15 protein-coding genes and 1 pseudogene are annotated in these 11484 nt (G+C 65.9%); 12 read left to right on the top strand and 4 right to left on the bottom strand.

All coding sequences use genetic code 11. The features are described from left to right. Nucleotides 1–32: 32 nt before the first annotated feature. The 4 genes and pseudogenes from BN3906_RS03625 to purF all read right to left on the bottom strand — a co-directional run bounded on the left by BN3906_RS03625 (nucleotide 33) and on the right by purF (nucleotide 3944). Nucleotides 33–329 (bottom strand): DUF6457 domain-containing protein, encoded by a 297-nt coding sequence (locus BN3906_RS03625; RefSeq protein WP_066584209.1) that lies wholly within the window; start codon nucleotides 327–329, stop codon nucleotides 33–35. Nucleotides 330–357: 28 nt separating this feature from the next. Further along, nucleotides 358–1568: pseudogene (locus BN3906_RS03620) on the bottom strand (heme/hemin ABC transporter substrate-binding protein). 51 nt (nucleotides 1569–1619) lie between these two features. Beyond that, the gene (locus BN3906_RS03615) at nucleotides 1620–2342 is read right to left on the bottom strand and encodes a nucleosidase (RefSeq protein ID WP_078057080.1); all 723 of its coding nucleotides are present in this window, start codon (nucleotides 2340–2342) and stop codon (nucleotides 1620–1622) included. Nucleotides 2343–2450: 108 nt separating this feature from the next. After that, a complete protein-coding gene (gene purF / locus BN3906_RS03610) occupies nucleotides 2451–3944 on the bottom strand; it encodes an amidophosphoribosyltransferase (RefSeq protein ID WP_066584208.1) in 1494 nt (497 codons plus the stop codon). Between the two features lie 420 nt (nucleotides 3945–4364). Between purF and rpsH the strand changes: the two genes are divergently transcribed. The 12 genes from rpsH (at nucleotide 4365) to rpsK (ending at nucleotide 11468) form a co-directional block, all read left to right on the top strand. Next, complete coding sequence (gene rpsH, locus BN3906_RS03605; protein ID WP_066584205.1) at nucleotides 4365–4763, top strand: 30S ribosomal protein S8; 399 nt, start codon at nucleotides 4365–4367, stop codon at nucleotides 4761–4763. Between the two features lie 14 nt (nucleotides 4764–4777). Then, on the top strand, nucleotides 4778–5314 hold the full coding sequence (rplF, locus tag BN3906_RS03600) for a 50S ribosomal protein L6 (RefSeq protein WP_066584203.1): 537 nt from the start codon (nucleotides 4778–4780) through the stop codon (nucleotides 5312–5314). Next, nucleotides 5314–5715 carry a 50S ribosomal protein L18 gene (gene rplR, locus BN3906_RS03595; protein WP_066584201.1) on the top strand — a complete coding sequence of 134 codons (402 nt, stop codon included), beginning with the start codon at nucleotides 5314–5316 and terminating at the stop codon, nucleotides 5713–5715. Before rplF ends, rplR begins: the two co-directional genes overlap by 1 nt. 40 nt (nucleotides 5716–5755) lie before the next feature. Next, nucleotides 5756–6376: a 30S ribosomal protein S5 gene (rpsE, locus tag BN3906_RS03590; RefSeq protein WP_066584199.1), complete on the top strand. Its 621-nt coding sequence runs from the start codon at nucleotides 5756–5758 to the stop codon at nucleotides 6374–6376. A 2-nt stretch (nucleotides 6377–6378) separates the two neighbouring features. Next, nucleotides 6379–6564, top strand: a complete 186-nt coding sequence (rpmD, locus tag BN3906_RS03585) for a 50S ribosomal protein L30 (protein WP_066584197.1) — start codon at nucleotides 6379–6381, stop codon at nucleotides 6562–6564. Between the two features lie 4 nt (nucleotides 6565–6568). Then, nucleotides 6569–7015 carry a 50S ribosomal protein L15 gene (gene rplO, locus BN3906_RS03580; protein ID WP_066584194.1) on the top strand — a complete coding sequence of 149 codons (447 nt, stop codon included), beginning with the start codon at nucleotides 6569–6571 and terminating at the stop codon, nucleotides 7013–7015. A 362-nt stretch (nucleotides 7016–7377) separates the two neighbouring features. Next, nucleotides 7378–8709: a preprotein translocase subunit SecY gene (gene secY, locus BN3906_RS03575; RefSeq protein ID WP_066584192.1), complete on the top strand. Its 1332-nt coding sequence runs from the start codon at nucleotides 7378–7380 to the stop codon at nucleotides 8707–8709. Further along, nucleotides 8706–9251 carry an adenylate kinase gene (locus tag BN3906_RS03570; protein WP_066584189.1) on the top strand — a complete coding sequence of 182 codons (546 nt, stop codon included), beginning with the start codon at nucleotides 8706–8708 and terminating at the stop codon, nucleotides 9249–9251. The genes secY and BN3906_RS03570 overlap by 4 nt, the downstream gene beginning before the upstream one ends. 7 nt (nucleotides 9252–9258) lie before the next feature. Next, nucleotides 9259–10053, top strand: coding sequence for a type I methionyl aminopeptidase (gene map, locus BN3906_RS03565; RefSeq protein WP_066584187.1), 795 nt, complete (start codon nucleotides 9259–9261; stop codon nucleotides 10051–10053). 209 nt (nucleotides 10054–10262) lie between these two features. Further along, nucleotides 10263–10484 carry a translation initiation factor IF-1 gene (gene infA, locus BN3906_RS03560; protein WP_014010831.1) on the top strand — a complete coding sequence of 74 codons (222 nt, stop codon included), beginning with the start codon at nucleotides 10263–10265 and terminating at the stop codon, nucleotides 10482–10484. 207 nt (nucleotides 10485–10691) lie between these two features. Further along, nucleotides 10692–11060, top strand: a complete 369-nt coding sequence (rpsM, locus tag BN3906_RS03555; protein ID WP_066584184.1) for a 30S ribosomal protein S13 — start codon at nucleotides 10692–10694, stop codon at nucleotides 11058–11060. A gap of 3 nt (nucleotides 11061–11063) precedes the next feature. Then, entirely contained in the window at nucleotides 11064–11468 is a 405-nt protein-coding gene (gene rpsK, locus BN3906_RS03550; RefSeq protein ID WP_066584182.1) for a 30S ribosomal protein S11, read from the top strand. Nucleotides 11469–11484: the final 16 nt, after the last annotated feature.

The following is an 11484-nucleotide window of genomic DNA, read 5'->3' as shown; positions in this document are numbered from 1 at the left end:
TCAGACGCATCAGTTTCTGCCGAACGGGTGTTTCACTTCTCCGTCCGACCGGCCGCACCGGTGTCCCCGGCGCGGGCGGTGACGTCCCCGAGAATCTGGGAGGGGTCCAGGTCGGACCTGCCAGCCGCCAGGCCGATGAGAAATGCTGTCACCGGGGCTGCCGGGCGGGACCGGTTGTGTGCCACCGCCGAGGTGAGCTTCAGGACGTCCCCCACATACGACCGGGACTCCTGACGGTCGAGCCCCAGCAGGTCCGCGACCTCTTCAAGCCAGGCGTGGGCGGACTGCATCTCTTCCGGTGAACCCTTGGCGGGTGTTGTGTCGCTCATGGTGTTCAGCCTATGTCGGCCCGGGCCGTCACGAGGAGGTGGCCTCACGGTGGGCGTCCGGGTCATACAGTGCGGACGCCGCGGACAGCAGCATTTCGCCGGTCTGGGGTCCGAAGCTGAGTGCCTGGGAATCGGGGATCGCGAGGATCCGACGGTGCTGCCCGGCCTTCGTCTGCGCGATACCGGGTCTGGCGAGCAGCCCGTCGATGTTGCCCGTGGATTCCAGACCCGCCGACATCATCACGAAGATGTCGGGGTCAAGTTTCGCCAGTGCCTCCGCGTTCGCCGGAGCCATGTCCGTGATGCCGTTCTCCTTGGCCACGTCGACCGCCCCGAGCCCCTCGATGAGCTCACTGGTGCCGGAGTCGGGGCCGAGAATGTAGAACACCCCTCCGTCCCCGCGGGCGTAGAGGAAAGCGGCGCGCAGGGGAGTGCCGCCGGTGGCGCCAGAGGCCAGGTCTCCGATGGCAGGGGAGTGCCGCCGGTGGCGCCAGAGGCCAGGTCTCCGATGGCGCTGCGGGCGCGGTCGGCCTCGTCTGCCGCACGGTCCGCCAGCGTCCTGCCTTCCCCGGACAGCCCGACGACGTCCGCGACGGTGGTGATGGATTCCCTGACCGATTCCTCCGTGTACTCGGGGTCCTCCAGTTTCACCACCGGGACGCCGGCGTCCCGGATCTGCTGTACGGCGTCCTCCGGGCCGATCGAGTCATTGAGGATGATCAGCGTGGGGTCGAGGTTCAGGACCGCCTCCGCACTGATCGAGTGACCCCCGTGGGTCACCACGGGCAGGTCCGCCAGGCTCGGTTCCATCGAGGACACGGACCTGCCGACGATGTTGTCCCGAAGACCCAGACCGGCCAGGGTGCGGGAGATCGTGCCCGAGATGTCGAGTGGGACGATCCGGGAGACGTCAGTGACGGTGACGTCCTCACCGTCGGCGTCGGTCAGGTTGACCGGCAGTGCAGGGGCGGCGTCGGTGGTGACAGGAGTGACGTCTCCGACGTATCCGGCGAAGGAGACGTCACGGGCGTCCGCGGCAGGGGGTACGGCGTCCGCCTTCGGCAGTGCGTCCAGGGCGGTGTCGAAGCTGGTCTCGCGGGCGTCACCGACGCCGCCGCTGTTGCCGGCGCCGACGCCGCAGGCGGACAGTCCGAAGGCCAGCACGGCGGAGAGGACCGACGACAGAAGAGCAGCGGGGAAGGCGGGCCGGGCCCGACGGCCGGCAGTCGAGACACTCATAGGGATGAATGTATCACGGCTGTGAGGCCAGGCTAAGCGTGGTGCTGCCGGTCAGGCCGCACCGTCGCCCGTGGAGAGGGCCTGTCGGGCGTGGGCCGCGATCTCGACGGCCATCCGGGGAAGTTCATCCCTCCACGTGGTTCCCGCCGCGTCACCGGCGTCATCGCTGACGACCTTGATCAGCTGCACGGGGACGCCGAACCACCGTGCCACCCGTGCCACCGCGTAGCCCTCCATGTCGACGAGGTCGGCGTCCTGCGCCAGCCGGTCCCGCAGTGGCGCGGACTCCACGAAGACGTCGCCGGTGGCCAGGGTCACCGTCACTGCCGCATCCCGGTCGACCCCGTCGAGGGTGTCGATTTCGGCGCGCTCCCCGGGCAGGTCGGAGTCGAGGTCGATCAACGGGTACTCGTCGGCACCGGTCAGCGCGGCAACCGAGGCATGGGAGAAGTCGTGCAGTCTGACCCGGTTGATCCGGTGCACCCCGGTCAGTCCCGGACGCAGTGCCCCGGCGGTGCCGAGATTGATCACCGCGGCGGGCAGTCCGCCGGCGGCGAGGTAGCGGTGCAGGCAGTCGGTCAGCGCGAGGGTGGCGTTGATCCGGCCGATACCGGAGAGCAGGACGGGGAGGTCGTCGAACCGGGGGTCTCCGGAGGTGAGTTCGGCGGCCTCCCCTGCGGTGGCGACGACCAGCAGGGGGCGCCCCGGGGTGATCTCTCCGTGGTGCAGAGCGGCGGTGGCGGGCAGCTGTCTGTGTGGCGTTGAGTGGTTCACGCAGACCAGCCTAGGACCGTGTGTGCCGGCCGGCACCGGAGTTCCCCCGGACAGGTGTCAGGTCTCCCGCGGACCGCCGTCCACCGCGGGCCGCCGTTGCCGGGAGGTTCAGCTCTCCTGAGCCTCCGCGACCCAGTCGAGGTACTCCTGGGTCACAGTGCCGGTGACGTACTCACCGGTGAAGCAGCTGAGGTCGAGGCCGTCGAGCTTCTGGTCGGTCTGTCCGTCGAGGATCGCCGCCTCCAGATCCTCGACCTCCTGGTAGATGAGGTGGTCGGCGCCGAGCAGTTCACAGATTTCCGGAATGGTCCTGCCGGCGGCGATGAGTTCGGACTCGGTGGGGATGTTGATCCCGTAGACATGCGGGTACCGGATGGGCGGGGCAGCGGAGGCGAAGGTCACCTTTCTGGCACCTGCGGCGCGGGCCATCTCAATGATCTGGGAGCTCGTGGTGCCCCGGACGATGGAGTCATCGACCAGCAGGACGTGCTTGCCCCTGAACTCGGTGGACATGGCGTTGAGCTTCTGCCGGACGGACTTCTTGCGCACGGCCTGGCCCGGCATGATGAAGGTACGGCCGACATAGCGGTTCTTGAAGAAGCCCTCCCGGTACTCGATGTCGAGGACCCGGGCCACCTCCATGGCCGCGGGTCGGGCGGAGTCGGGGATGGGCATGACCACGTCGACGTCCTCCACGGGCATGTGCTCGGCGATCGTCCTGGCGAGCCGGGCCCCCATGCGCAGCCGTGAATCGTAGACACTGATGCCGTTCATCACCGAGTCCGGTCGTGCGAGATAGACGTACTCGAAGGAGCAGGGTTCCAGGACCGGGTGCTCGGCGCACTGCCGTGAGTACAGTTTCCCGTCCGCGGTGATGAACACCGCTTCGCCCGGGGCGACCTCACGGACAAGCTCGTAGTTGCCGTTCTCCAGAACGAGGGATTCGGACGCCACGACCCATTCGTCGTGGGCGTCCGGATGCTCCTCCAGCTGTTGCGGGGTGGGGCGGCGGCGTCCCAGGACCAGGGGCCGGATCCCGAAGGGGTCGCGGAAGGCCAGGAGTCCGTGGTGGGCGATGATCGCGACCACCGCGTAGGCGCCGTCGATGCGGCGGTGGGTCGCTGCGACCGCGTTGAAGATACCGTCGGTGGTGAGGTCGGTGGGGCCGGTGGTGTCCTGGAGTTCGCTGGCGAGCACGTTGAGCAGGAGTTCGGTGTCACTGCTGGAGTTGACGTGACGGCGGTCCCGGTTGCGCAGTTCATCGGTGAGTTCGCGGGTGTTCGTCAAGTTCCCGTTGTGGACCAGGGTGATGCCGTAGGGGGAGTTGACGTAGAACGGCTGCTGCTCCTCCTCCGAGGACGCCGCACCCCTGGTGGCGTACCGGACATGACCGAGGCCGACCGCGCCCGGCAGCGCCCTCATGTCACGGGTGCGCACCACCTCCCGCACCTGGCCCCGGGCGCGGAAAAGGTGGAGATGACCGCTGGCTTCGGCCGTGGCCATGCCGGTCGAGTCCTGTCCCCGGTGCTGCAGGAGCAGGAGGGCGTCGTAGATGTCCTGGTTGACCGGGCTGTTGCCGATCATGCCGACGATACCGCACATGGTTTCTGGGGCTTTCCTCACTGACGGAGACTCCCGCCGGACGGTACCGTCGTGGACGGTGTGCGTCCGCGGACGAGTTCTCGGGCCGGACTGACTCCCAGAGATTACGCCGCCGACCGTCCGGAGACCGAGTCGGGGTGGGGACGCCGTGGGCCGGTTTGACCCTGTTCTGCCAGGTTGCTAGCGTGGACAGGTCCAGTTGCGCGTCCGGTCTCCCGGTGAGGGGGCCGTCGAGGCATGTCGGACAGAAGCATTCAACCACTTTGTCGCAGGCCCTCCGCCCTCATGCGGCCGCGTCGTCACCAGGTAGCGAGCAATCCGGGTTACTGAGTCCGGGGAGCGTGAAGTTGCCGACAAGGACGCGGTGACGCCCGGGTGGAAACGGGAACCGTGACGAGAAAGGCACAAGGTCATTTCGTCATGACGATGACTGATCCCATCGCGGACATGCTGTCCCGCGTGAGGAACGCGTCCAACGCGTACCACGACAGCGTGTCCATGCCCTCTTCGAAGCTCAAGGCGAACATCGCCGAGATCCTCAAGAAGGAGGGCTACATCGCCGACTACACCGTCGAGGACGCCAAGGTCGGCAGGCAGCTCACGCTGGAGCTCAAGTACTCCAACTCGCGTGAGCGTTCCATCGCCGGTGTCCGCCGCGTCTCCAAGCCGGGTCTGCGTGTGTACGCCAAGTCCACCAACCTCCCGAAGGTCCTCGGCGGCCTGGGCGTGGCGATCATCTCCACGTCCCAGGGGCTGCTGACCGACCGTGAGGCGACCGAGAAGGGCGTAGGTGGGGAAGTCCTCGCCTACGTCTGGTAGAAGGAGGACTCCACATGTCACGTATCGGTAAGGCCCCCGTGGCCGTCCCCGCCAACGTCACCGTCACCATCGACGGCCAGAGCATCGAGGTCAAGGGACCCAAGGGGACCCTGACCCAGCAGATCCCGGCCCCTATCACCGCCGCCCAGGAGGGGAACGAGATCATCGTCTCCCGTCCTGACGACAACCGTAAGAACCGTTCCCTGCACGGTCTCTCACGTTCGCTGATCAACAACATGGTCATCGGCGTCACCGAGGGCTACGTCACGAAGATGGAGATCTTCGGGGTCGGCTACCGCGTCCAGGCCAAGGGAAAGAACCTCGAGTTCGCCCTCGGCTACTCCCACCCGGTCCTCATCGAGGCTCCGGAGGGTATCACCTTCGCGGTGGACGGGAACACCAAGTTCTCTGTCGCAGGTATCGATAAGCAGCAGGTCGGACAGATCTCCGCCAACATCCGCCGTCTGCGGAAGGACGACCCCTACAAGGGTAAGGGCATCCGCTACGAGGGTGAGCAGATCCGTCGCAAGGTCGGAAAGACGGGTAAGTAATGTCTCAGAGCAACGACAACAAGCGTCTCCCGGTCGGCAAGGACATCTCCACCCGCCGTCGTATCGCGCGTCAGCGCCGTCACGAACGTCTGCGCAAGCACATCTCCGGCACCGCCGAGACCCCGCGTCTCGTCGTGCACCGCACCTCCCGTCACATGCACGCCCAGCTGATCGACGATGTCGCCGGTCACACCCTGGCGGCGGCCTCCACCATGGAAGCCTCTGTCCGCGCCCTTGACGGTGACAAGAAGGCCCGTGGTGCCCGGGTCGGCGAGCTCATCGCCGAGCGCGCCAAGGCCGCCGGTATCGAGACCGTGGTCTTCGACCGCGGCGGCTACCAGTACCACGGCCGCGTCGCGGCCCTGGCCGAGGCAGCCCGTGAAGGTGGTCTGAAGTTCTAATGCGCATTGACAGAGTTATCACCGACGGAAGGACTGCGTGATGTCGGAACGTGATCGTAACGGCGGACGCACCGCCGACAGCAACAACCGCGGTCGTCGTGACGACCGTCGTGGCGGCAACCGTCGCAACCAGGATGACGAGCGCTCGCAGTACATTGAGCGCGTCGTCACCATCAACCGCGTCTCCAAGGTCGTCAAGGGTGGTCGGCGCTTCAGCTTCACCGCTCTCGTGATCGTCGGCGACGGCCAGGGCATGGTCGGCGTCGGCTACGGAAAGGCCAAGGAAGTTCCGGCCGCGATCCAGAAGGGTGCCGAGGAAGCCCGCAAGAACTTCTTCCGCGTCCCGATGATCGCCGGGACCATCACCCACCCTGTCCAGGGTGAAGCGGCCGCCGGTGTAGTGTGGATGGCTCCGGCCGCCCCCGGTACCGGTGTCATCGCCGGTGGTGCCGCCCGTCCGGTGCTTGAATGCGCCGGTGTCCAGGACGTGCTGTCGAAGTCTCTCGGCTCCGACAACGCCATCAACGTCGTCCACGCCACCGTGGACGCCCTCAAGCAGCTGGTCAGGCCCGAAGAGGTCGCCGCACGCCGTGGTAAGACCCTCGAAGAGGTCGCTCCGGCCGCGATGCTCCGTGCCCGTGCCGCAGGACAGGGAGCGTAACCATGGCACTGAAGATCACCCAGCGTAAGGGCACAGTCGCCACCAAGCCGAAGCAGCGCGAGTCGCTGCGCTCACTCGGCCTGAAGCGTATCGGACACTCGGTCGTCCGCGAGGACACTCCGGTGGTCCGCGGTCAGATCAACACCGTGCGCCACATGGTCGAGGTCGAGGAAGTTGCAGGGGAGTAGTATCATGAGCGAACCCATCAAGCTCCACGACCTCCGTCCCTCCAAGGGTGCGAACACCGCAAAGACCCGTGTCGGTCGTGGTGAGGCATCCAAGGGTAAGACGGCCGGTCGGGGTACCAAGGGTACCAAGGCACGTAAGCAGGTCTCTGCCGCCTTCGAGGGTGGACAGATGCCGCTGCACATGCGGCTGCCGAAGCTCAAGGGCTTCCGCAACCCTGCGAAGGTCGTCTTCCAGGTCGTCAACGTCGCCGACCTGGGGAAGGCATTCCCCGACGGTGGCGACGTCACCGTGGCCGACATCGTGGCCGCCGGCCTCGTCCGGCCGAAGCAGCCGGTCAAGGTTCTCGGCGACGGTGAGATCTCCGTCGCGGTGAATGTCACCGCCGACAAGTTCTCGAAGTCGGCTGTCGAGAAGATCAAGGCAGCCGGCGGCACGACCACCGAAGCCTGATCCCCACTGTGGAATGAACCCCGCGTCCTGCGACTGCAGGAGGGCGGGGTTCTTCCGTGTCCGGCCCGGGTTGAGGGCCGGGCTGAAGCCCAGAGTGTGGCCCGGAACTGTCGGACCGCCCCCACACACCCCACGGGTCGCCGCGTCCGGGGGCGTCCCTGCTATCCTGTTACAGTTGTCCATTCTCCGCCGCGGCCATGTGCGTCCGGTCATGTCTTCCAGGTGCGTCCACCTGGGACGGTGTGCCGAAGTCACCGGCTGACCAGCAGGAGTCGTATACACAAGTAGACCCATCGACACGGCGTGCGCCCGCTACGCACCGGCGCCGGCGGAACGCGTCGTGCTCGAGCCAGGAGGCAAATGTGACCGCCATACTCTCGGCGTTCCGGGATGCTGATCTGCGCAGGAAGATCCTCTTCACCCTGGGGATGATCATCCTGTACCGGATCGGCTCTCAGATCCCGACGCCCGGCGTTGACTATGCGAAAGTCACAGAGCAGGTCCGTAACCTGACTTCGGACGGCCAGACCAGCATGTACAGCCTGATCAACCTCTTCTCCGGAGGGGCGTTGCTCCAGCTGTCCATCTTCGCGATCGGCATCATGCCCTACATCACGGCGTCGATCATCGTCCAGCTGCTCACGGTGGTGATCCCCCGGTTCGAGCAGTTGAAGAAGGAGGGGCAGTCCGGGCAGGCGAAGATGACCGAGTACACCCGGTATCTCACCGTGGCCCTGGCACTGCTTCAGTCCTCCGGGATCGTGGCGCTGGCGAACAACCGCCAGCTGCTCGGCTCCGGCCAGCAGGTCCTGCGCGACGGGACCGGGATGTTCGGCATCATCACGATGGTGGTCATCATGACCGCCGGTGCGGTGCTGGTGATGTGGATCGGTGAGCTGATCACCGACCGCGGCATCGGCAACGGCATGTCCCTGCTGATCGTCGCGGGCATGGCGACCCACCTGCCTGCGCAGGGCATGAGTATCCTGCGGGAATCCGGCGGGTTCGTCTTCGCCGGAGTGGTCGTGGCCATGCTTGTCCTCGTCGTTCTCGTGGTCTTCGTCGAACAGGGGCAGCGCCGAATCCCCGTGCAGTATGCCAAGAGAATGGTCGGACGCCGCCAGTACGGGGAGACCTCGACCTATCTGCCGCTGAAGGTCAACCAGGCCGGAGTCATCCCGGTGATCTTCGCCTCATCACTGCTGACCGTACCGATCCTCATCACCCAGATCATCCAGTCCGGGGGCGACGGTCAGTCGGACAACTGGTGGAACCGGGACGTCATGCGGATTCTGTCCGACCCGTCGGACTGGGTCTACATCATCATCATGGCGGTGCTGATCATCTTCTTCGCCTTCTTCTACGTGTCGATCCAGTACGACCCGAACGACCAGGCCGACAACATGAAGAAGTACGGCGGGTTCATCCCGGGCATCAGGCCGGGGCGTCCCACCGCCGAGTACCTGGGGTGGGTGATGAACCGCCTCCTGGCTGTCGGTTCCGTCTACCTTGCTGTCATCGCCATCATTCCGAACCTGGCCCTGACCGCGGGTATCACCTCCAACGGAGGGGGTAGCGGCCTTGGCGCGTTCGGCGGTACAGCTATCCTGATCATGGTCTCGGTCGCGCTGACGACAGTGAAGCAGATCGAGTCCCAGCTCATGCAAGCCAACTATGAAGGATTCCTCAAATGAGACTCGTTCTCCTCGGCCCGCCCGGTGCGGGCAAGGGTACCCAGGCGGCCATCCTCGCGGATGCCCTGAAGGTCCCGCACATCTCCACCGGTGACCTGTTCCGCGAGAACATCGGCAAGGAGACCGAGCTCGGCAAGCTGGCACAGTCCTACATCGACGCCGGCAAGCTGGTGCCCACCTCCGTCACCGCTGACATGGTGCGCTCCCGTCTGGCCCAGGATGACGCGGCCGACGGTTTTCTCCTCGACGGGTTCCCCCGCACGGTCGAGCAGGCAGAGATCCTCGCCGGTATGCTCGACGAGTCCGGTGAGAAGCTGGACGCCGTCATCAACTACTCGGTGTCTGAGGACGTCGTCGTGGAGCGCATGCTCTCCCGTGGCCGTAAGGACGACAACGAGGACACGATCCGTACCCGGCTCAAGGTCTACCGCGAGGAGACCGCACCGCTGATCGACTTCTATTCCGACATCATCGTCAACATCGACGCCGAGGGAACGGTGGAGGACATCTCCTCCGCCACCCTGGACGCCCTCGACCGCTAGGAGCACCGTGGGCTTCCGCCGTTCACACAAGGTCATCCGGGGGAAGACCCCGCTCGAGCTCGACGCGATGCAGGCCGCCGGCGAAATCGTCGGCCGTGCCCTGCAGGCGGTCAGAGCCGCCGCCGGGCCGGGAGTGTCAACCCTGGAACTTGATGCGGTGGCAGAGGCCACGATCCGGGACGCGGGAGCGGTGCCGACCTTCAAGGGTTACGGCGGATTCCCGGGGAGCATCTGTTCCTCCGTCAATGACATGATCGTCCACGGTATCCCGGACAGGGAAACCGTCCTGAAGGACGGTGACCTGGTCTCCATCGACTGCGGTGCCACCCTTGACGGCTGGGTGGGGGACTCCGCCTGGACCTTCGGTATCGGCGAACTCGCCGATGACACACGAAGGCTGAACGAGGCCACAGAGTACGTGCTCTACGAGGGGATCAGAGCCATGGTCCCGGGCAACCGCCTCACCGACATCTCGTGGGCACTGGAGGCCGCGACAACCGCGGCGTCCGACAAATTCGGTGTGCCTCTGTTCATCGTCGACGGCTACGGTGGACACGGCATCGGGCACGAGATGCACGAGGACCCGTACCTGTCCAATGAGGGACGCCCCGGTAAGGGCCCCCTGATCGAGGTAGGGTCCACACTCGCCATCGAGCCGATGCTCGCACTCGGTACGATGGACTCCTACGTGCTTCCCGATGAGTGGGGCGTCAAGACACTCGACGGCTCGCCGGCGTCCCACTGGGAGCACACCGTGGCAGCGACGGCGGAGGGGCCCCGCATCCTCACCGCCCGCCACTGACATCCCTACGCGCTGCCGGCGCCGGCCCGGCGGGTTGGCGTGCCGGGGCGTCATGCCGTAAGCTCTTCCTCTGGTGTACACGTGGATTCCCTGATCGTTCAGCGGTCGCGGTTTCTCAGGCGTGGACGCCGTCCGAACCAGAACGTGTGGTGAGGCTCCGGCCCCGGCAAGATGTCGGTGAGCTGCCCTGACCTGGAAAAGTGGAGGATATGGCTAAGAAGGAAGGCGCCATCGAAGTCGAGGGCAAGATTGTCGAGCCCCTGCCGAACGCAATGTTCCGCGTGGAACTGGACAACGGGCACAAGGTGCTCGCCCACATCTCCGGCAAGATGCGTCAGCACTACATCCGTATCCTTCCCGAGGACCGTGTGGTCGTGGAGCTGTCGCCCTACGACCTGACGCGCGGCCGCATCGTCTACCGCTACAAGTAGACCGACAGCGGATCCTCAGTCTTTCTCCTGCCGTTGGTTCGGCAGTCAGAACATTCGCCTCCGTCCACCATCCTGTGACCGTCGCCGACGGTGCTGACACAGGGCCCACCTCCGGCCGCGGCGGCCGGAGCCCGGACGACCCCACCGTGGGACGTCGGGATGTGTGCGGAGCAAACCGCCGCCAATCATCCGGAAGGAACCTGCCACATGGCACGCCTTGCTGGTGTTGATCTCCCCCGCGACAAGCGTATGGAGATCGCACTCACCTACATCTACGGCATCGGCCCCGCCCGTGCCGCCGAGCTGCTGGAGAAGACCGGCATCTCCCCGGACCTGCGCTCAAAGGACCTGACCGACGAGCAGGTCTCCGCTCTCAAGGACGTCATCGAGTCCTCCTGGAAGGTCGAGGGTGACCTCCGCCGTGAGGTCGCCGCCGACATCCGCCGCAAGATCGAGATCGGCTGCTACCAGGGACTCCGCCACCGTCGCGGTCTCCCCGTCCGTGGCCAGCGGACCAAGACCAATGCTCGCACCCGTAAGGGCCCGAAGAAGACGATCGCAGGAAAGAAGAAGTAAGAGATGCCCCCGAAAGCACGCTCGGGCGCGCGCCGTACCGGCCGCCGCGTCGTCAAGAAGAACGTGGCGCACGGCGCCGCGTACATCAAGTCCACCTTCAACAACACTATCGTCTCCATCACGGACGAGAAGGGCGCCGTCATTTCGTGGGCGTCCTCCGGGCATGTCGGGTTCAAGGGCTCACGTAAGTCCACCCCGTTCGCGGCCCAGATGGCCGCCGAGTCCGCCGCCCGCAAGGCGATGGAGCACGGCATGAAGAAGGTCGACGTTTTCGTCAAGGGGCCGGGCTCCGGCCGCGAGACCGCCATCCGTTCCCTGTCCACCGCCGGCCTTGAGGTCGGAACGATCTCCGACGTGACGCCTCAGCCCCACAACGGCTGCCGTCCGCCGAAGCGTCGTCGCGTCTAGTAGAAAGGATAGGGAA

The sequence above is a fragment of the Corynebacterium provencense genome (assembly GCA_900049755.1).
Taxonomy (GTDB): Bacteria; Actinomycetota; Actinomycetes; order Mycobacteriales; family Mycobacteriaceae; genus Corynebacterium; species Corynebacterium neomassiliense.
Note: the sequence above shows the minus strand (reverse complement) of the source record. Positions and strands in the feature narration are given on the sequence as shown.

Coding starts and splice junctions, on each gene's coding strand:
- BN3906_RS03625 (WP_066584209.1), bottom strand. CDS start 329: ATGAGCGACACAACACCCGCCAAGGGTTCACCGGAAGAGATGCAGTCC.
- purF (WP_066584208.1), bottom strand. CDS start 3,944: ATGTGCGGTATCGTCGGCATGATCGGCAACAGCCCGGTCAACCAGGAC.
- rpsH (WP_066584205.1), top strand. CDS start 4,365: ATGACGATGACTGATCCCATCGCGGACATGCTGTCCCGCGTGAGGAAC.
- rplF (WP_066584203.1), top strand. CDS start 4,778: ATGTCACGTATCGGTAAGGCCCCCGTGGCCGTCCCCGCCAACGTCACC.
- rplR (WP_066584201.1), top strand. CDS start 5,314: ATGTCTCAGAGCAACGACAACAAGCGTCTCCCGGTCGGCAAGGACATC.
- rpsE (WP_066584199.1), top strand. CDS start 5,756: ATGTCGGAACGTGATCGTAACGGCGGACGCACCGCCGACAGCAACAAC.
- rpmD (WP_066584197.1), top strand. CDS start 6,379: ATGGCACTGAAGATCACCCAGCGTAAGGGCACAGTCGCCACCAAGCCG.
- rplO (WP_066584194.1), top strand. CDS start 6,569: ATGAGCGAACCCATCAAGCTCCACGACCTCCGTCCCTCCAAGGGTGCG.
- BN3906_RS03570 (WP_066584189.1), top strand. CDS start 8,706: ATGAGACTCGTTCTCCTCGGCCCGCCCGGTGCGGGCAAGGGTACCCAG.
- infA (WP_014010831.1), top strand. CDS start 10,263: ATGGCTAAGAAGGAAGGCGCCATCGAAGTCGAGGGCAAGATTGTCGAG.
- rpsM (WP_066584184.1), top strand. CDS start 10,692: ATGGCACGCCTTGCTGGTGTTGATCTCCCCCGCGACAAGCGTATGGAG.
- rpsK (WP_066584182.1), top strand. CDS start 11,064: ATGCCCCCGAAAGCACGCTCGGGCGCGCGCCGTACCGGCCGCCGCGTC.